This window comes from Streptomyces sp. NPDC053665, assembly GCF_055585285.1.
Map to the genome: position 1 here is coordinate 219,356 of NZ_JBVJKK010000001.1, position 16,801 is coordinate 236,156.

Consider the following 16,801-nt stretch of genomic DNA (forward strand, 5'->3'; position numbering starts at 1 on the left):
CGAACTGAGGGAGCCTCGCGCTGATGGGCTCCCGGGAACCGACCTCCGCGTACCACCGAGGCTACTCTTCCGCGACGGCAGCCGCGCCTGCCGCGCTGCCGCCGTTCGAGCTCAGGCCGACTTGGCGGCAGGCCGCTTCGCGGTCCTGCTCCGGCCGGCGCCGCGTCCGGCGCTCGCGGCCGTGTCCTTGGGCCGCTTCGCGGTGGTCGCCTTGGCCGTCTCGGAGGCACCCGTCTGCTTCTCGGATCCGGACGGGCGCGATTCCGTCGCGGTGGACCACTTGAGCTCGATCTCCAGCTCGACCTCGCCGCCGCCGATCTCGACCTCGATCTCGCTGCGCAGACCGTCGGGGATCCGCAGGGTCAGTGTGCCGGAGCCGAGTTTCAGCTCGGCGTCCTCGCCTTCCCTCAATGCGTCCGCGAGTGCGGTGAGCTGGTCGGCGGCCTCACGACGGGACAGCGTGCGCTTCTGCTCGAACTTGAGATCCTTCATGGTCGCCCTCCGATCGGGCACGAACGACGCGACAAGGCCCATTCTCGCGCGGTACCGCGGATCGAACCTCCTCACGCCGGGGCACCGGCACCTCGCCGCGGCCCTGCCCGCTGACGTACCGCACTTCTCAGGAGGGTCCTCCGTAGCGGGCCGCGAGGGCGGCGGCGCGCTCCCGCAGGGCGTCGCGCAGCCACTGCGGGGTCAGGGCCTCCGCGTCCGGGGCGAGGTGCCACAGCGCCCACTCGGCGTGCCTCGCATCCTGGAAGGCGACCTCCATCCGCAACCGCCCGTCGGCCTCGGTCTCCTCGGCGAGGACGGCCACCGCGGTCCCCACCAGATCCTTCCGCCGGGCCTCGGCCACCCGCAGCAGCACGCTGACCCGGTCCCCGCCGTCGCGGAACCGTGCGCTGCGTTCCCGCCAGACGCGGTCCAGGTCGACCCCGTCGGCGCGGTGGGCCGGTTCCGGTTGCTCCCGGGCGGCGAGGATGCGGGACAGGCGGTAGGTGCGGTCGGCTCCGGACCGGGTGGCCAGGAGGTATCCGCGGCCCCGCACGGTGACCAGGCCGACCGGGTCGACGGTGCGCCAGGCGGGCTCCCGGTCCACCGTCGCGTACTGGATGCGCAGCCTGCGCCCGGCGAACACCGCCCGCCGCACCTCGCCGAGCACGGCGTCGGGTACCTCCTCGGCGTCCGAACGGCGTGCGAGCAGGTCGATGTCCGGCTCGACCAGCAGGCGCCGGGCGGCGCCCGCGGCGGTGGTCCGGGAGTCCTCGGGGAGCGCGTCGACCACTTTGCGCAGCGCCGAGGCGAGCGCCGGGCCGAGGCCGAACGCCTGGGCGCCGCGGCGCGATCCGGCGACCAGCAGGGCCAGGGCCTCGTCGTGGGTCAGTCCGGTGAGTTCGGTCCGCAACCCGGGCAGCAGCGCGAAGCCACCGTGCCGGCCGCGTTCGGCGTACACCGGCACCCCGGCCGCGGACAGCGCCTCGATGTCGCGCAGCACCGTGCGGGTGGACACCTCCAGTTCACGGGCCAGCGCGGGCGCGGAGAGCCGTCCGTGCTGCCGCAGCAGCAGCACCATCGATACCAGTCGGTCGGCGCGCATCCGCGAAGCCTAGCGACATACATGACACAGGGTGTCACGTATGGCTTGCGAGGCTGCCTGCGTCAACGTCCCTTCCGTACACAGGTGGTGGTCCTCATCGCGCACACGTTGGTCAATCCGAGGGAACTGCACGATCCGGTCCCGTTCGGCTACAGTCACACCGCCGTCGTCCCGGCGGGCAGCGAACTGGTGCTCGTGTCCGGCCAGTTCGGGTCCGGTCCGGACGGCACGGTCGTCCCGGGCGGCTTCGCCCGGCAGGTCGAGCAGGCGTTCCGCAACCTCGGTCTCGCGCTCGCCGCCCACGGGCTCGGGCTCGCCCACGTCGTCCAACTCAGGACGTACGTGGTGAACCACGACGTCGGCAAGCTCGGGCCGATCGCCGCGGCCGTGCTCGCGGGGTGGGGTACGCGGCCCCCGACGCAGACGCTCGTCGGCGTCGCCGCTCTGGCCACGCCCGACGTGCTGTTCGAGGTCGAGGCCGTCGCCGTCCGGCACTGACACACCGCCCGCCCGCGTCGCGCCCCGGTCGCGTCGATGCGGGCGGGCGGTCCGGGGGCCCGGCGTCAGGGCACGGGCGGCATCTCGGACGGGCGGGTGTCGAGTCCCGGGCGGCGGTTCACCCATGCTCCCCGGGTGAAGTCGGGAATCCGCACGGGGCGTCCTCCGGCCGCCAGGGACTGTGCGCTGAGCGGCACGGGTGAGCACCACACGGCCGCGTCGTAGACGTCGATGTCGGGGACGAGTCCGGCCCGCATGAGCTGGACGGTGCGCCACTGCAGCACGTAGTCCATCCCGCCGTGGCCGCCGTTGTTCTCGGCGTCGTCACCGATCTTCGTCCAGAGCCAGTGGTCGAACTCCTTGCGGTAGGCGTCGAAGTCGCGCCAGGTGTGTCCGCTGTGGTCGGGCTCGACGTAGATCCGGCCGCCGGTCGCGGAGGTGCCCGCGTAGTCCTCGAAGATGCCGCGGGTGCCGGCGAGGCTGTTGATCCGGCTGTACGGGCGGGGCGAGCTGACGTCGTGCTCGGCGCGGACGGTGCGGCCCTTCGCGGTGTCGATCAGGCAGGTGACGAGGTCACCGTTGACGTAGGTCTCCTTCCAGGAGGGGTGCGACCGCGGAACGAACCGCTCGCGGTAGTCGGCCAGTCCCCTGGGTTCGGTCGCGGTGGCGCGCAGTGTCGTGAGCCGGTCGCCGCGGTTGACGTCCATGGCGGCGGCGATCGGCGCGAGGCCGTGCATCGGGTAGAGAGAGGCGGTGCTGCGGGTGTGCCACCTCCGCCGCCAGGCGTCGGTGTAGTACGTGTCGGAGAAGAGCAGTTCCCGCAGGTCGTGCAGGTAGCCGCCGTGTCCGTTGGTGAGGTCGCCGAACAGGCCGTCGTGGGCCATCCTGAGCATCGCCAGTTCGTTGCGGCCGTAGGAGCAGTTCTCCGCGAGCATCAGGTGCCGCCGGGTGCGCTCGGAGGTGTCGACGAGGTCCCACAGTTCCTCGAGCCCGGTGGCGACGGGCAGTTCGACCAGGGCGTGCTTGCCCGCCCGCAGTGCGTCCCTGCCCTGGCGGTGGTGGAACTCCCAGGGCGTGGCGATGTAGACGAGGTCGATGTCCTCGCGCCGGAGCATGCGGGTGTAGGCGTCGTCCGAGCCGCCGTACTCGCCGGGGCGCGGCCGGCCCTGGGAGGCCAGCCGGTCGGCGACGCGGCGGGCGCGGTCGGCCCGTACGTCGCAGACCGCGGTCACCGTGCAGCCGGGGACGGCGGACCAGCCCTCGGTCATCCCCGAGCCTCGGTTGCCGAGTCCGATGACACCGACGCGGACGGTCCGGTGCTCGCCGAACGGCACGTTGATCATGGACTTCTGGCCCGGCGCGCGGCGTGGTGAGGAGTCGGCCGGCACGTCCGGCCGGTCCCGTGCAGCGGCCGCCTGCGCCGTGCCCAGACCGGCCGCGGCAGCGCCGCCGGCCAGCGCTCCTCCGAGGAGCAAACGCCTGGTGACTTCGGGGATCTCGGGCATGGGGGTGCACGCTCCTCGGGTCCGCGGATCGGCATCACTCGGTGGGGACGACTGTGGAGGGAGTGTCATCGCCATGTCAATAGATGCTCGATGGAGAGGCGTTGCGAGCAGGAATGAGCACGCCGACGGCCGCGGAGGGGCGACCGCCGAGCCGTCCCTGCCCTCCGGGGACCCGGCAACCAAGATCGATTGTCAGTGGTGGATGAGAGGGTGGAAACACCAAGCCCGGAACGAGGGGGAGTTGTGATGTCCGGAACCCAGAATTACATCAACCACGTGGCTCTCGTGCTGGATGCCAGCTCGTCCATGTCGCATCTCAGCCGCAAAGTCGTGGACGTCGCCGACCAGCAGATCGCTTATCTCGCCCGCCGTTCGAGGGAGCTGGACCAGGAAACCCGTGTCACGGTGTACGTGTTCGCCGACAAGGTGGAGTGCGTCATCTACGACAAGGACGTACTGCGCATGCCGTCGCTGAAGCAGTTGTACCGCACCGGGGGAATGACCGCCCTGCTGGCGGCCACGCTCAAGTCGCAGCAGGAGCTGGCGCAGACGGCGCAGCTGTACGGGGACCACAGCTTCCTGACGTTCGTACTGACGGACGGTCAGGAGAACGCCAGCCACCGCTGCCCGGACGCCCCGAGCAGGAACGCGCGTGACCTGGTCCAGGCCGTGGCCCGGATGATCGAGACCCAGCAGGACAACTGGACGCTGGCCGTCCTGGTGCCCGACCAGATGGGCAAGCGCGAGGCCATGCAGTGCGGTTTCCCCAAGGACAACATCGCCGTGTGGGACGCCACGAGCACGCAAGGGCTGGAAGAGGCCGGTCAAGTCATCCGGCAGGCCACCGAGAATTTCATGGTGGGCCGTGCGCGAGGAATTCGCGGATCCCGGGCGGTATTCTCCACGGGCGCCGACGCGGTGAATGAGAACACCATCAAGGCGGCCGGTCTGACACCGGTCGATCCGTCGACGTACCAGCTCATTCCGGTGGCTCGGGACGCGGCGATCCGTGAATGGGTCATCGAATGCGGGCACGCCTATCGCACCGGCGGTGCTTTCTACCAGTTGAGCAAGTCGGAGAAGATCCAGGCGCAGAAGCAGATAGCGGTGCTGGAGAAGAAGACCGACCGGGTGTACACGGGGCCGGAGGCCCGGGCCCTGCTCGGCCTGCCGGACACGGAGGTCCGGGTGAAGCCCGACCACAACGACCACTTCACGATCTTCGTGCAGAGCACCAGCGTCAACCGCAAGCTGGTGCCCAACACCCGGCTGCTGCTGATGCTCTGACGTCCCGCCGGGGACCGGCAGCAGCCGGAGGGACCTCCGGAGGGCGTGCCTGCCGGCCCGTCGCCACCCCGGGCGATGCCCTCACTCCCCGGCCAACCCCAGTTCACGCTCGCCCAGCGGGGCGAAGAAGCGCTCCACGTCGGCGTCGCCGACCTCGGCAAGGGTCCTCGGCGACCAGCTCGGCCTGCGGTCCTTGTCGACGACCTGGGCACGGATGCCCTCCACCAGATCCGGCATGGTCAGCGCGGCGCACGAGACGCGGTACTCCTGATCCAGGACCCGTTCCAGCGTGCCCAGCCGGCGAGCCCGGCGCAGGGAGGCCAGAGTGACCTTGAGGGCGGTCGGCGACTTCGACAACAGGGTCTCGGCGGTCTCCTTCGCGGCGGGATCGCCGTGCGCGAGCAACCGGCGCACGATCTCCTCGACGCGGTCGGCGGCATAACAGGCGTCGATCCAATCGCGTGAGGCCGCCAGCACTCCCTGCGGAGGCGTCCGGGCCACACCTGCGACGGCCTCGGCCGCCGGCAGGCCGGCCAGGGCGTCGAGGAGGTCCGGCAGCGAGTCCGACGGCACGTAGTGGTCGGCGAGGCCGCACAACAGGGCGTCGGCGGCGCCGATCTGAGCGCCCGTCAGGGCGAGGTGGGTGCCCAGTTCGCCCGGCGCCAGGGCGAGCAGCCGGGTGCCGCCGACGTCCGGGACGAAGCCGATGCCGGTCTCCGGCATGGCCACCCGGGACCGGTCGGTGACGACGCGGACGTTCCCGTGCGCCGAGACACCGACCCCGCCGCCCATGACGATGCCGTCCATCACCGCGACGTACGGCTTGGGGTAGCGCGCGATCCGGGCGTTCAGGCGGTACTCGTCGCGCCAGAACGCCGCCGAGGCGGAGCCGTCCCCGTCACGGGCGTCGTCGTGGATGGCGCGGATGTCACCGCCCGCGCACAGGCCGCGCTCCCCCGCGCCGGTGATCACGACGGTCTGCACCGCCGGGTCCCGCTCCCACGCGGTGAGGGCCTCGTCGATGCGGCGGACCATGGTGTGGGTGAGCGCGTTCAGCGCCCGCGGCCGGTTCAGTGTGATGCGTCCGGCGTGCCCGGTGGTGTGGAAGAGGACCGGTTCCTCGGCCGCGCTCATCGAACCGTCTCCCTCAAGCCGTGGACCACGTTGCCGCCCCTGTCTCCTCGATCCTTCGTGACGCGGTGGCGTAACCGCTCGCCCAGCCCCGCAGGTGGCGAGGGGCTTCCGCCCACCGGGACCCTACGGTGCCCGACGCCCGGCCGGGCGGATGGGGCGGGGTGGGCGAAGGGACGTCGTACCCCGCCGGACTGCGGGATCGGAGTCGTCGTTCCCCCGCAAAGGGGGCACCCGGCCGGTCAGAGGGAAGGAGCCGACATGAGCAGTCCCGAGGCCTCCGACGAGACACAGGCGCCCTGAGGGCCCTGTAGGCGGGGCGGGACGCCGTGCGTCGAGCGTCCCCCCCAGCTGTGCCGCCTCGTAGCGAGCCCGCGAGCCGGTCAGGGACGGGGCCGCAGAGGCGGCTGGGGTGTGGGCGGTCGGCCGGCGATCTCGGTCAGCACGCGGGTGCAGACGTCGTGGAGTTTGAGGTTGGTCTGCTGGGACAGACTGCGCAGCAGGCCCAGCGCCTCTTCCTCGGCGCACTGCCGTTGCTGCATGACGACGCCGATGGCCTGGTCGATCATCCGGCGGGAGGCGAGGGCGCTCTGCAGGTCCCGGGTAAACTCCTCCGCGTCGGCCAGCCGCTGGGCCAGGGCGATGGCACCGCCCGCCTGGGCCGCGGAGAGCGCCAGGGTGTGCCGGTCGTTGGCGGTGAAGGCGTCGGGGTCTCCGGCGTAGAAGTTGAGCGCGCCCGCGGTGTGGCTGCGCACGGGGATCGGCACCGACAGTGCGGAGCGGACGCCCAGGGACGCGGCGAAGCGCGGGTAGGCCGCCCAGCGGTCCTCTTCCAGCATGTCGGGCACGTGGACGATCTCTCCGGTGCGCAGGGCGTGCAGGCAGGGCCCGTCGTCCTGGCCGTACTGCTTCTCGTCGAGCTTGTCCGCCACTCCCCCGGTGCTGACCACGGTCAGCGGACGGCCGCTGCGCTGCACCGTCACCCCGCAGCCGTCCGCCGCCGAGACGGCGACCGCTTCGGCGACCAGATGCTGCAAGAAGTCCCGCAGCGTGTCGGTCTCCAGCAGCCAGTCGATCATGTCCAGAGCGCGCCGCTCCTGATCCGGCCGGTTCACCGCCCGTCACCTCCCACAGCATGAACCCGTGGCCCACTTCTCCATTGTGCTGATACCCGGGCCGTGCGCGATACGCGCGGCGGATCGCTCCTCGCCGGGGCGCGGGCATGCCCCGGTTCCGGCGAACGCCGGCTTCGGCGGCAGCGGGGCGGCCCCTTCGGCCGGGGGTGTGCGCGGTGTGCAGGGCTCCGGGGAGTTGTCGGGCGGGGGCGGAAGGCGGGTGATCTTCACCTTGGCCGTGCCGCCGCCCGCGGGCCTGCGCGTCGGCACGCCGTTCCTGCGGGAGAGCTCGCGCCGGCGCATCGAGCGGTGCGTGATCGACCGGTCCGTCCGGGGTCTCGACCCGGCTGTAACCGACCAGCCGACGTCGGTTGGCGCCACCTGCGGGCAGCGGCGGGTGTGTCCACTGGAGAGCATCGGCGGACGGCCCTCAGCAGGGCTCCGGCAGCGCGCCAGCGGCCCGCTGCGTGGCGGGCGTCGCACACCCGCGTCCGCACAGCGTGCCCGGTCGGGGAACCGCGCCCCGCCCGGGGGGCGCGGGCGCATCGGGCGGCCCGCACACCCGGCCCCCTGCGGGCCGACGCATCGTGAGCCGCCCCGACCAGGACCGGCGTCAGCCGGTGCGGCCTGCCGCAGCGGCGGGTGCGGCCGCTGGAGGGCATCGGCGGACGGCCCTCAGCAGGGCTCCGGCAGCGTGCCGGCGGCCTGATGGAGGGCGGGCGTCCCGCCACCCGCGTCCGTACGGTGTGCCCGGCCAGGAGGGGCGCAAGCAGTGAGGCCCGCACAGCCGGTCCCGTGCGGGTCGGCGCATCGTGGGCCGCCGTTCCGTACCCTGACGGCATGCGCATGCGCCCCACCCTGAGCTGGACCCCCGCCGGAGACGTGCCGCCGGGCACCTCGGACCTGGGGCCGGTCGCCGACGCGCTCGGTGCCGGTGGGGTGCTGGTCCTCAGCGGAGCGGGCATCTCCACGGAGTCGGGCATCCCGGACTACCGGGGCGAGGGCGGGAGCCTGAGCCGGCACACGCCGATGACCTACCAGGACTTCACCGCCGACGCCCGGGCCCGGCGGCGGTACTGGGCGCGCAGCCATCTCGGGTGGCGCACCTTCGGCCGGGCCCGGCCCAACGCCGGGCACCGGGCGGTGGCCGCTTTCGGGCGGCACGGCCTGCTGTCGGGTGTCATCACGCAGAACGTGGACGGTCTGCACCAGGCCGCCGGCAGCGAGGACGTCGTGGAACTCCACGGGGCGCTGGACCGGGTCGTGTGTCTCTCCTGCGGCGCGTTCAGTCCGCGCCGCGACCTCGCCCGGCGTCTGAAGGAGGCCAATCCGGGTTTCGCGCCCGTGGCGGCCGGGATCAACCCGGACGGTGACGCCGACCTGACGGACGAACAGGTCGGCGACTTCCGCGTGGTGCCCTGCGCGGCCTGCGGCGGCGTCCTCAAGCCCGACGTGGTGTTCTTCGGCGAGTCCGTCCCGCCGCAGCGGGTCGCACACTGCCGGGAACTGGTCCGTGCGGCCGGTTCGCTGCTCGTCCTGGGCTCCTCGCTGACGGTGATGTCCGGGCTCCGCTTCGTTCGTCAGGCGGCCCAGGAGGGAAAAGCGGTGCTGATCGTCAACCGCGACCGGACGCGGGGGGACGAGCACGCCGTCACCAGGGTCGCCCTGCCGCTCGGCGCCGCCCTGACGACGGTGGCGGACCGGCTGGGCATCGCGCTGGAGGACGAACCGGCCGCCTGAGGGGCACACGATCACCGGCTGCCCCGATTGCGAGGGGCCCGGGGAAGCGTCCCCTGCCGATGGGCCCGGCACGCTCCCCGTCTCCGCCGGCAGTCACAGGCGGTCGCGGTGCCTGTCGCCGCTTCGCGCCAGGCGGCGGCGCAGGGCCGTCGTCAGCCTGATCGGCGCGACCCGGAGCGTCAGGACGCCTCTCGGAGGGCGCGGGAGCGGCTTGGCGTAGAAGGGGCGGCCCAGGCGGGAGGCGCGGAACCAGCGTGTGCCGCCCAGCCGGTCCGTGTGCGGGACGGGGATCGGCGTGCCGCCCGCGTTCGGGCGCAGGGTCAGCGCCCATCGGCCCGGCCTCAGGCGCGCGAGCGGCATGCTGGCGGTGAAGCCGCGCCCGTCCGGCCCGTAGGACAGGGGCGCCTCCCTCACCCGGCCCGAGTCCTCCTCGGCGCGCAGGGCGACGGGGCGGTGGGCGGCTTCCCCGGTCAGGTGTCCGCGGACGACGAGGGTGCCGGGGGCGGAGGCGTCCCAGGCGACCCCGGTCACGCGGCACGCCGGCTCGGCCGCCGTCCCGGTCCGCCGGACCTCCAGCGCGAGATGCCCGTCCGGGGTGGACCGGAGTCGCGCGGTGGCGGGTTCCGGGCGGGAGCCGGTGGCCGGTGCGCGGACCGGCGGTGTGGGTGCCGGGTCGTCCGCGTCCGCCCGGGGCTGCCGGATTCTGACGGTCCGGCTGACTCCCTGGGCGCGCAGCTCGAGCCGGAGGTCCCACGTACCGGCGCCGAGCGGGGCGCCCGAGGCGGCGGTGCGCAGGTCCACGTCGACGGTGTAGCGGTTCGTCCCGCTCCCGGCACCGTCCGTGCGGTCCTGCTCCCGGGTGCCCGTGCCCGGCCGAGGCGGGGCGGCGTCGAGGGTCACCGGCACATGGACGTCCGGGTGCCGGAAACCGCTCGGGCGCAGGGTCAGCCGGCTGCCGGGCTGCAACGGTCCGAGCCCGTCGATGCGGGCGTGGCCCGACAGCCGCAGCACCTCGCCCTCTGCGGTCCAGGCGGCCTCGGTCAGCTCGTGGTGGACGGCGATCCGGTCCGTGGCGTCGAAGCAGGCATCCGGGACCGCCTTGGCCGGATCGCGGAAGAAGGGGTGGGCCCAGTAGACACGGCCCTTGTCGACGACGTGTCCGCGCGCCGCGTCCCGCCGGGCATGCCGCGCCACCGCCATGAGGTCGTCGTAGCGGTCCGCGCGCAGCAGATGGACGAGCAACCGGTCCTGCGGCGAGAGCAGTTGGAAGACGCCGTCGGTCGCGTGGTCGAGCGCCCACTGCCGGAACTGCGGGTAGTAGCGCTCCCGCGCCTGCTGTTCGCTCTCCCGCGGCAGCAAGGCCCGCAGCGGTCCGCACAGTTCCCACTCCACATGGCGGCGCATGATCCGGTCCCGCCGCGGTCCGGGTTCCAGGTAACGGGCGACCGTCTCGAAGCACAGCCCGGTGCCGTCCATGCGGTGGACCAGGTCGGCGGCCGTGAGGGTGAGGTTGTTGCCGTTCTGCCGGTTCCGCGAGTAGTAGCAGTCGTAGTCGGCGACGACGGAGATGCCGTCGGCGTTGAGGTAGGCCGCGGCGGTGAAGGGCTTGTCCTCGCAGTTGCGGTACGGCGGGAACCGCAGCCCCAGCCGCTCGATCAGCGACCGCCGGAACAGCTTCCAGCAGCCCAGGGTGCGGTACGCGTGGGAGGAGAAGACGTCGGTGCGGGGCTGGTTGTGGGAGAAGACGGCCGTCGGCACGGCGCGTCCGCCGACCGACACCATCTTCCCGAGGACCACGTCGGTGCCGTTGGCGTCGGCCATGGCGACCATGCGGCGCAGGGCGTCCGGGCCGAGGTGGTCGTCGGAGTCGAGGAAGAAGACGTAGTCGCCGGCGGCGAGTTCGAGGCCGGTGTTGCGCGGGCCGCCGGCTCCCTTGCTGTTGGGCTGGTGGACCACACGCAGCCGGGAGCAGGTACGGGCCAGGCGGTCCAGTTCCGCGCCGGTGCCGTCGGTCGACCCGTCGTCGACCGCGATGATCTCGACGTCGTCCGGGTCGAGGGTCTGCTCCATGGCGGACTCGACGCAGTGGGTGACCTCCGGCATCGCGTTGTACGCCGGGATGATCACGCTCACGCGCGGAGGGGTCGTGCGGGACATGCGGGCTCCCGGGCCGTGGGCTGCTGCGGAGGGCGGGGACGGCCGTCCCGTCCCCGACGGCGACGGGGTCGATGGCAGCCGGCTCCTCCCGCGAGCTTCCGGCGCGCCCCGCGCCCGCCGCGCCGCGTGCGGCATGCTCCTAGGCTGTCGGGGTGCGCGAATCACCCGTTCGGGCGCGTGTCGGAGCCGCACCGGTGCGCAGGAGGGGGCGCGGAGCGGGGCGGCGGTTCGGCGGGAGCGGGCCGCGGCGGTTCGGCGGGAGAGGGTCGCGGCGGGCCGGGCCGGTCACGGCCGGCAGGCGCCGGAGCTCGTAGCGACGTCCTGGGTCGTGGAGGCGCCGGCGGGCCCGCCTGGCCGATGGTGCAGGGGGATGCGCGCCGTGATGCGCTTGCCGACCGCTTCGCGTGCGACCGACAGGCTCTCGGTGACCGCCTTGACGATCTCGAGACCGTGCTGCCCGATCCTGCCCGGGTCGGCGGCGCGGGCCGCCGGGAGTGCGGAGTCGCTGTCCCATACGACGACGTCCACGGTGCGCTCGGTCAGGCGCAGTTCCATGAAGACGGGGCCGGGGGCGTACTTGCGGGCGTTGGTGACCAGTTCGCTCACCACGAGCTGCGTGAGGTCCCGCACCCGGTCGGAGACGGGCACGCGATGGTCGTCGACGGCCCGGTCGAGGAAGCCGACAGCGTGGTGACGGGCATCGGCGATGCAGCTGTCGTCCCCGCCCAGGGCGAAGCCGACCTGCGCCAGATGCTCGTCCGGCGCCGCACCACCGTCACCCTCGGCACGACATTCCACTGGCCTCGCCCTCACTCCCCGTTTACCTGCCCGCCAGTACCCCCACTGACGCCATACATACCTCACAGGTGATGTTCGATACAGCCGCGGGGTGCATCCGGGACGGCCCGTGGGGCAGAATCAACCTCGTTCTGACCCCAGGACGAGCCCTGAACGCATCGAGGAGATCGTGGCCCACTTCCAACCCGCGGACCGGCCGGACCGGCTGCGCGCCGAACAGCACCTGGTCGAGGGCGTCCGTGTCGTGACCCTGTGCGGCGAGATCGACCACGACGTCCAGGACGTGCTCAGCCAGGCGCTGCTGGGGGGACAGGCCGCCGTGCCGCCCCGGATAGTCGCCGACCTCAGCGGTGTGACCTTCATGGACTCCAGCGGCATCAACGTCTTCGTCGCCGCCCACCAGCAGGTGAGCGTGGCGGACGGGTGGGTTCGCATCGCGGGGGCCCAGGAGTCCGTGCTGCGCGTGCTGCAGCTGGTCGGCGTGGACACGGTCATTCCCTGCCACCCCACGACCGAGCAGGCCCTGACGGCCTGACCGCTTGCCGCCTGACCGCCTGACCGGCCGCCGTCCCGGCCGGGTTCCCGGCGCGGTGCGCGCACCCTTCGACACGTCCTCGTCGGCGCGGCGTACGTTCTCCGGCGGCCGCTCCCGACGACCGCTCCGGCCTGCGCGTCGGGGCGGGGCGGGGCGGGGCGGTGGCACGGTTGCCACGACACGTTCAACGACGCGGTGCTCACGACGCCGATGACGCTGCCGCATCCCGGACCCGCTCCGCATGGATGGTCCGCGCCCACGACGGAGTTTTGGACCTCGCCCCTCTCGCCCGGGCGGCGGTCTGCTCGTCACGGTCCGCCTGCCCCGGAAGTGGCAGGCCATAGGGCCGCAGGCCCGTCGCGCGTCCCGGTCCGCCGCGGTTCGTCGACCGGAGCGTACGCCGAAGTCCCTTAGAGGTCCTGAGGCGTCGGACGTGTCTGTAGGTGATGAGGCAGGCGGCCAAGCCTCCTGACCGGTGCCCCACACCCCACCTGAGTCGCCCCCGCCGCAGCGTCCGTGCTTCGCCACATGGGTCGTTGAAAGACTGCAACCGGCAACCCTCGAATGCTGGGGTGCATGCTGTCCAGACCTCCGGTCAGTCCAGTGTGTGCCTCGGCAGTCGCTGCTCTCACTCCGTAACGGGGAATGCGATGCACAGAGTTAGGGTCACGGGACGATCATTGGTTTGGCCGACTGGGAGGGCACATGGTTCGGGGGCGCTTGCCGCGTTTGAGGGCTGCTGGGTGGGTGTGTGTTCTCGCTTTTGGGGCCGGGTGCTCGGGAGGGGAGGCGTCGCCCCCTGGCCCGGCAATGTCTGACAAGGCCCGGTCCTACCTGTCCACCACGCTGGACCTCATGGAGGACAAGGCACTTCGACGCGGCGATGTCGACTGGGATGAGGTACGGCGAACAGCCTTCACCGAAGCCGGCAACGCGCAGCGTCCTAGCGATACCTATCGAGCCATTAAGGCCGCCCTGGCCAGTTTGGGAGACGGGCACAGTGGCTTCTACGACCCGAAGAGGGAGAAAGAGCTGTACGGGGACGAGCAGATCCGCAATCCTGTGGAGGGGCGGGCGTTAGCCGGCCGCATGGGGTATCTGTCGCTCCCCGGCGTCCTGGGATCTGAGAAGGTCTATCAGCAGTACGTGCGGGAGGGGCGGAATGCCGTGGCGAAGGCTGATCGTCCGAACGCCTGCGGCTGGGTGATCGACCTCCGCCGCAATCTCGGTGGCAACATGTGGCCGATGCTTGCCGTCGTGGGACCGATCCTTGGTGACGGCGATGTCGGATCATTCGTCGATGCGGACGGCAAGGAGACGGTGTGGTCCATTGAGAAGGGCAGTCCTCGTCTGGACGGTGATTCCATGGGCTGGGGAACAAGTCCTCCCGTAGGCGGCGGATCTGCCCCTGTTGCGGTGCTCACCAGCCGTTCTACTGCCAGTTCCGGGGAGGCGGTGACCGTTGCCTTCCGCGGGCGCCCGGATACGCGCTCTTTCGGCGAGGACACCGCAGGCGTCCCCACCGGCAACGTACAGCATCGGCTGTCCGATGGGGCGGTCCTCAACCTGACAGAGGTTAAGGACGCCGACCGCACGGGGCGCGCATACGACAGTCCCATACCGCCTGACCAGCCAGTCGTCGACAACCTCGGGCGCGGGGGAAGCAATGATCCCGTTCTGGACGCGGCAACGCGATGGTTGTCCGAGCGGCCCGGCTGCGCGTAGGCGCTCTCGTGATCAGCTGGCTCGATGACGACTTGAGGCCCTGACACAGGCGTCGGACTTGTCTATGGGTGATGAGGCAGGCGGCGAGGTCGAGGAAGGCTTCATGGATGTCGTCCCGTCGCTCCCATCGGATGCGCAGGCGACGAAAGCCGTACAGCCAGGCGATCGTCCTTTCAACGACGTAGCGGAAGATACCCAGGCCGGAGCCGTGTTGCCGTCCTCGTTCGGCGATGACCGGGCGGATGACGCGCTGCCGCAGTAGGCGCCGGTACTTGTCGTGGTCATAGCCGCGGTTGGCCAGGAGCGCGTCGGGCCTGCGTCGTGGCCGGCCGACGAGTCCGGCCACGGCCGGAACCTTGTCCAACAGAGGCAGCAACTGCGTGACGTCGTTGTGGTTTCCGCCGGTCAGCGACACCGCGTGCGGGATGCCCTGGCCGTCGGTGAGGACGTGGTGCTTACTGCCCGGCCGTGCACGATCGACCGGGCTGGGCCCGCTTTTGGGCCAAGCCGAGCTGCCCGCACGTGGGAGGAGTCGATCACCGCCCGCGACCAATTGGGCCCGCTCACCCGTTGCGGCGTCCCGCCGGTCGGGAGGCGCGCGTCACACACCGGTTGATCTGTGTGCGGTATCACGCATCCCGAGCTGGCCTAAGTTGTCTGCATCACAGCGGAAATGTCCTTTTGGCCTCCATGCTCGAAGCAGGTACCGACTCCCCCGAAGTGGGGCCTCTCGGCACCTTCTTGGGCGCCGGGTCGCGGAAGTGACCCCCGACACACCTGTCGTGAAGGTCGTCCCCCCGGCCGGTGCCCGACCCCACCACCCGCTCCCCGGAAGGCTCCCCGACATGGCCGCATACCTCTGCCCCCCAGCCGTCATACACGGCGAGCACACCGTGAAGACCAGCGAGATCGTCGCCGAGGTGCGCGACCGGCACCCCGACGCCGCCTGGGCACCCCGGATCGACTCCATCGCGGCCAGTACGGGCATCGAGTCCCGGGGCTGGATGCTGCCGCTGGAGACCGCCGTCGCGCCCGGCAAGGGCGGTGCGCTGGACGCCGTCGGCCTGGCGTCGGCTCAAAAGGCTCTGGCCGCCGAGGGGTTCGCCCAGCAGGACGTGGACCGCGCCGTCGCCGCGCTGGAGGCCCTGCCCGTCGCCCAGACGATCGAGGAGCGCACCGCGCCGGCCTGGGAGGCCGTGCAGTCCTACGGGGAGCGCGCCGCTCGCGGGGCCCTGCAGTCGGCCGGGCTGGACGTGTCCGACGTCGACTGCCTGATCACCAGTCACTCCACCACTCCGGCGCTGCCCGGTCTGGACATGTCCCTGGCCAACAGCCTGCCGCTGCGCCCGGACGCGATGCTGCTGCCCGCCACGCAGTGGGCCTGCATCGCCGGCACCCGCTCCCTGGCACTCGCGGCGGACCTCGTGGCGGCCGATCCCGACCGGGTCGTCCTGGTCGTCATCGCCGAGGCGCTCAGCACGACCTACCAGCCCGCGGACGACACTCTGGAGTCCCTGATCGTCCGGTTGCTCTTCGCCGACACCGCGGTCGCCGCGGTCGTCACGGGACGGCAGCGGTCCCAGTCGGTGCTGCGGTTGGACGCCTCGTGGCACCACACGCTGCCCGGCACCCAGGACCTGCACCGGCTGCGGACGCGGGCCGACGGCACCCACTTCGTGATGGACCGGCGCGGGCCGCGCGCGGTGCAGGAGACGGTCACCGCCATGTGGGACTGGCTGCGCAGCCGCTACCAGGACGACCCCGAGGCCTGGCACCCCGACGTCCTGCTCGCGCACCCCGGAGGGACCCGCGTGCTGGAGTACATGGAGCAGACGATGCCCGACTCGTGGCCGTCCGGGCTGCTCGACCACAGCCGGGAGAGCTACACCACGGGCAACCGCGGCGGCGCCGCCGTGTTCGACATCCTGCGCCGGGCGCACGACTCCGGGCAGCAGAAGCCCGGCAATCGCGCCGTGCTCTACGCGGCGGCGCCGGGGCTGACCGCCACCGCCCTGGAAGGCGAGTGGCTGTAGGCCGCCGCCGCACCGCCGGTACCGGCCGGTAGCGCTGACGCGTCCACCACCCCATACCTGGGTGTGCGGGTCGGTGGAGCCTGGGCGGGCGCGGCGAAGGCCTGGTTGTGCGCGCTCGCGGAGTCAGGGCGGGCGCGGCAAGGGCCTGTGCGGGCCGGCGGAGTCGGGGCGGGCGGGCGCGGCGAGGGTCTGGCTGTGCGGGGCCGCGGAACCCGAGGGCCTGAACGCACGTGGGCGCGGAGCCCGAGGGCCTGAACGCGCGGGCCCCTGGAGCCGAGGGGCTGAACGCACGGCAGCGCGGAGCCCGAGGGCCTGAACGCGCGGGCCCCTGGAGCCGAGGACCTGAACGCACGGCAGCGCGGAGCCCGAGGGCCTGAACGCGCGGGCCCCTGGAGCCGAGGACCTGAACGCACGGCGGCGCGGAGCCGAGGGCCTGTATGCACGGGCCCGTGGAGCCCCAGGGGGCGCCCGTACGCCGCCCGGGAGCCTGAGCATGGCGGGGGCCTGCCGAGCAAGGGCTTGGAGGTGCGGGATCTGCGGAGCCGGGCCCGGGACGTGCTGGGCCTGTGGCGCGCGAGCCTGGCGGTGCACATCCCGCGGACCCCGGGCCTGCTGGTGCAGGGCTCGCGGAGTCGAGGCCCTCGCTGGGCGGGGCCCGCGGAGGCCGAAAGCGCTGGCCTGCG

General features: G+C 72.3%; 13 protein-coding genes and 1 pseudogene. 6 read left to right on the forward strand and 8 right to left on the reverse strand.

Translation table 11 applies throughout. From position 1 onward, the window contains the following. Nucleotides 1-111: 111 nt before the first annotated feature. Nucleotides 112-492 carry an amphi-Trp domain-containing protein gene (locus ACZ6ZN_RS00850; protein WP_469642063.1) on the reverse strand — a complete coding sequence of 127 codons (381 nt, stop codon included), beginning with the start codon at nucleotides 490-492 and terminating at the stop codon, nucleotides 112-114. Between the two features lie 127 nt (nucleotides 493-619). Continuing rightward, a complete protein-coding gene (locus ACZ6ZN_RS00855; RefSeq protein WP_469642065.1) occupies nucleotides 620-1,594 on the reverse strand; it encodes a helix-turn-helix transcriptional regulator in 975 nt (324 codons plus the stop codon). Nucleotides 1,595-1,690: 96 nt separating this feature from the next. On the opposite strand from ACZ6ZN_RS00855, the gene ACZ6ZN_RS00860 reads away from it, so the two are divergent. Continuing rightward, entirely contained in the window at nucleotides 1,691-2,092 is a 402-nt protein-coding gene (locus ACZ6ZN_RS00860) for a RidA family protein (RefSeq protein ID WP_398107926.1), read from the forward strand. Nucleotides 2,093-2,157: 65 nt separating this feature from the next. Here ACZ6ZN_RS00860 and ACZ6ZN_RS00865 read toward each other — a convergent pair whose 3' ends face one another. Beyond that, nucleotides 2,158-3,597 (reverse strand): Gfo/Idh/MocA family protein, encoded by a 1,440-nt coding sequence (locus ACZ6ZN_RS00865; RefSeq protein WP_469642066.1) that lies wholly within the window; start codon nucleotides 3,595-3,597, stop codon nucleotides 2,158-2,160. 246 nt (nucleotides 3,598-3,843) lie between these two features. Between ACZ6ZN_RS00865 and ACZ6ZN_RS00870 the strand changes: the two genes are divergently transcribed. Further along, the gene (locus ACZ6ZN_RS00870; RefSeq protein ID WP_398107333.1) at nucleotides 3,844-4,884 is read left to right on the forward strand and encodes a vWA domain-containing protein; all 1,041 of its coding nucleotides are present in this window, start codon (nucleotides 3,844-3,846) and stop codon (nucleotides 4,882-4,884) included. Nucleotides 4,885-4,965: 81 nt separating this feature from the next. Here ACZ6ZN_RS00870 and ACZ6ZN_RS00875 read toward each other — a convergent pair whose 3' ends face one another. Further along, nucleotides 4,966-6,018 (reverse strand): enoyl-CoA hydratase/isomerase family protein, encoded by a 1,053-nt coding sequence (locus ACZ6ZN_RS00875; protein WP_469642069.1) that lies wholly within the window; start codon nucleotides 6,016-6,018, stop codon nucleotides 4,966-4,968. A gap of 380 nt (nucleotides 6,019-6,398) precedes the next feature. Continuing rightward, nucleotides 6,399-7,094 (reverse strand): ANTAR domain-containing protein, encoded by a 696-nt coding sequence (locus tag ACZ6ZN_RS00880; protein WP_469643902.1) that lies wholly within the window; start codon nucleotides 7,092-7,094, stop codon nucleotides 6,399-6,401. Between the two features lie 876 nt (nucleotides 7,095-7,970). Between ACZ6ZN_RS00880 and ACZ6ZN_RS00885 the strand changes: the two genes are divergently transcribed. Continuing rightward, nucleotides 7,971-8,870 carry an NAD-dependent protein deacetylase gene (locus ACZ6ZN_RS00885; RefSeq protein WP_469642071.1) on the forward strand — a complete coding sequence of 300 codons (900 nt, stop codon included), beginning with the start codon at nucleotides 7,971-7,973 and terminating at the stop codon, nucleotides 8,868-8,870. 93 nt (nucleotides 8,871-8,963) lie between these two features. Here ACZ6ZN_RS00885 and ACZ6ZN_RS00890 read toward each other — a convergent pair whose 3' ends face one another. Further along, nucleotides 8,964-11,027, reverse strand: coding sequence for a glycosyltransferase family 2 protein (locus ACZ6ZN_RS00890; protein WP_469642073.1), 2,064 nt, complete (start codon nucleotides 11,025-11,027; stop codon nucleotides 8,964-8,966). Nucleotides 11,028-11,312: 285 nt separating this feature from the next. Further along, the gene (locus ACZ6ZN_RS00895) at nucleotides 11,313-11,825 is read right to left on the reverse strand and encodes an ATP-binding protein (protein ID WP_469642075.1); all 513 of its coding nucleotides are present in this window, start codon (nucleotides 11,823-11,825) and stop codon (nucleotides 11,313-11,315) included. 169 nt (nucleotides 11,826-11,994) lie between these two features. On the opposite strand from ACZ6ZN_RS00895, the gene ACZ6ZN_RS00900 reads away from it, so the two are divergent. Continuing rightward, on the forward strand, nucleotides 11,995-12,360 hold the full coding sequence (locus ACZ6ZN_RS00900) for an STAS domain-containing protein (protein WP_398107339.1): 366 nt from the start codon (nucleotides 11,995-11,997) through the stop codon (nucleotides 12,358-12,360). Between the two features lie 855 nt (nucleotides 12,361-13,215). After that, a complete protein-coding gene (locus ACZ6ZN_RS00905; protein WP_469642077.1) occupies nucleotides 13,216-14,085 on the forward strand; it encodes a S41 family peptidase in 870 nt (289 codons plus the stop codon). Between the two features lie 52 nt (nucleotides 14,086-14,137). On the opposite strand, the pseudogene ACZ6ZN_RS00910 reads toward ACZ6ZN_RS00905, so the two are convergent. Then, nucleotides 14,138-14,631, reverse strand: a pseudogene (locus tag ACZ6ZN_RS00910) (IS5 family transposase); the annotation flags it as partial. Nucleotides 14,632-14,930: 299 nt separating this feature from the next. On the opposite strand from ACZ6ZN_RS00910, the gene ACZ6ZN_RS00915 reads away from it, so the two are divergent. Beyond that, on the forward strand, nucleotides 14,931-16,118 hold the full coding sequence (locus ACZ6ZN_RS00915) for a beta-ketoacyl-[acyl-carrier-protein] synthase family protein (RefSeq protein WP_451876327.1): 1,188 nt from the start codon (nucleotides 14,931-14,933) through the stop codon (nucleotides 16,116-16,118). Nucleotides 16,119-16,801 lie beyond the last annotated feature (683 nt).

Excerpts from the sequence above, each read along its gene's own strand:
- ACZ6ZN_RS00850 (WP_469642063.1), bottom strand. The coding sequence starts at position 492 with ATGAAGGATCTCAAGTTCGAGCAGAAGCGCACGCTGTCCCGTCGTGAG.
- ACZ6ZN_RS00855 (WP_469642065.1), bottom strand. The coding sequence starts at position 1,594 with ATGCGCGCCGACCGACTGGTATCGATGGTGCTGCTGCTGCGGCAGCAC.
- ACZ6ZN_RS00865 (WP_469642066.1), bottom strand. The coding sequence starts at position 3,597 with ATGCCCGAGATCCCCGAAGTCACCAGGCGTTTGCTCCTCGGAGGAGCG.
- ACZ6ZN_RS00870 (WP_398107333.1), top strand. The coding sequence starts at position 3,844 with ATGTCCGGAACCCAGAATTACATCAACCACGTGGCTCTCGTGCTGGAT.
- ACZ6ZN_RS00875 (WP_469642069.1), bottom strand. The coding sequence starts at position 6,018 with ATGAGCGCGGCCGAGGAACCGGTCCTCTTCCACACCACCGGGCACGCC.
- ACZ6ZN_RS00880 (WP_469643902.1), bottom strand. The coding sequence starts at position 7,094 with ATGATCGACTGGCTGCTGGAGACCGACACGCTGCGGGACTTCTTGCAG.
- ACZ6ZN_RS00885 (WP_469642071.1), top strand. The coding sequence starts at position 7,971 with ATGCGCATGCGCCCCACCCTGAGCTGGACCCCCGCCGGAGACGTGCCG.
- ACZ6ZN_RS00890 (WP_469642073.1), bottom strand. The coding sequence starts at position 11,027 with ATGTCCCGCACGACCCCTCCGCGCGTGAGCGTGATCATCCCGGCGTAC.
- ACZ6ZN_RS00905 (WP_469642077.1), top strand. The coding sequence starts at position 13,216 with ATGGAGGACAAGGCACTTCGACGCGGCGATGTCGACTGGGATGAGGTA.
- ACZ6ZN_RS00915 (WP_451876327.1), top strand. The coding sequence starts at position 14,931 with ATGGCCGCATACCTCTGCCCCCCAGCCGTCATACACGGCGAGCACACC.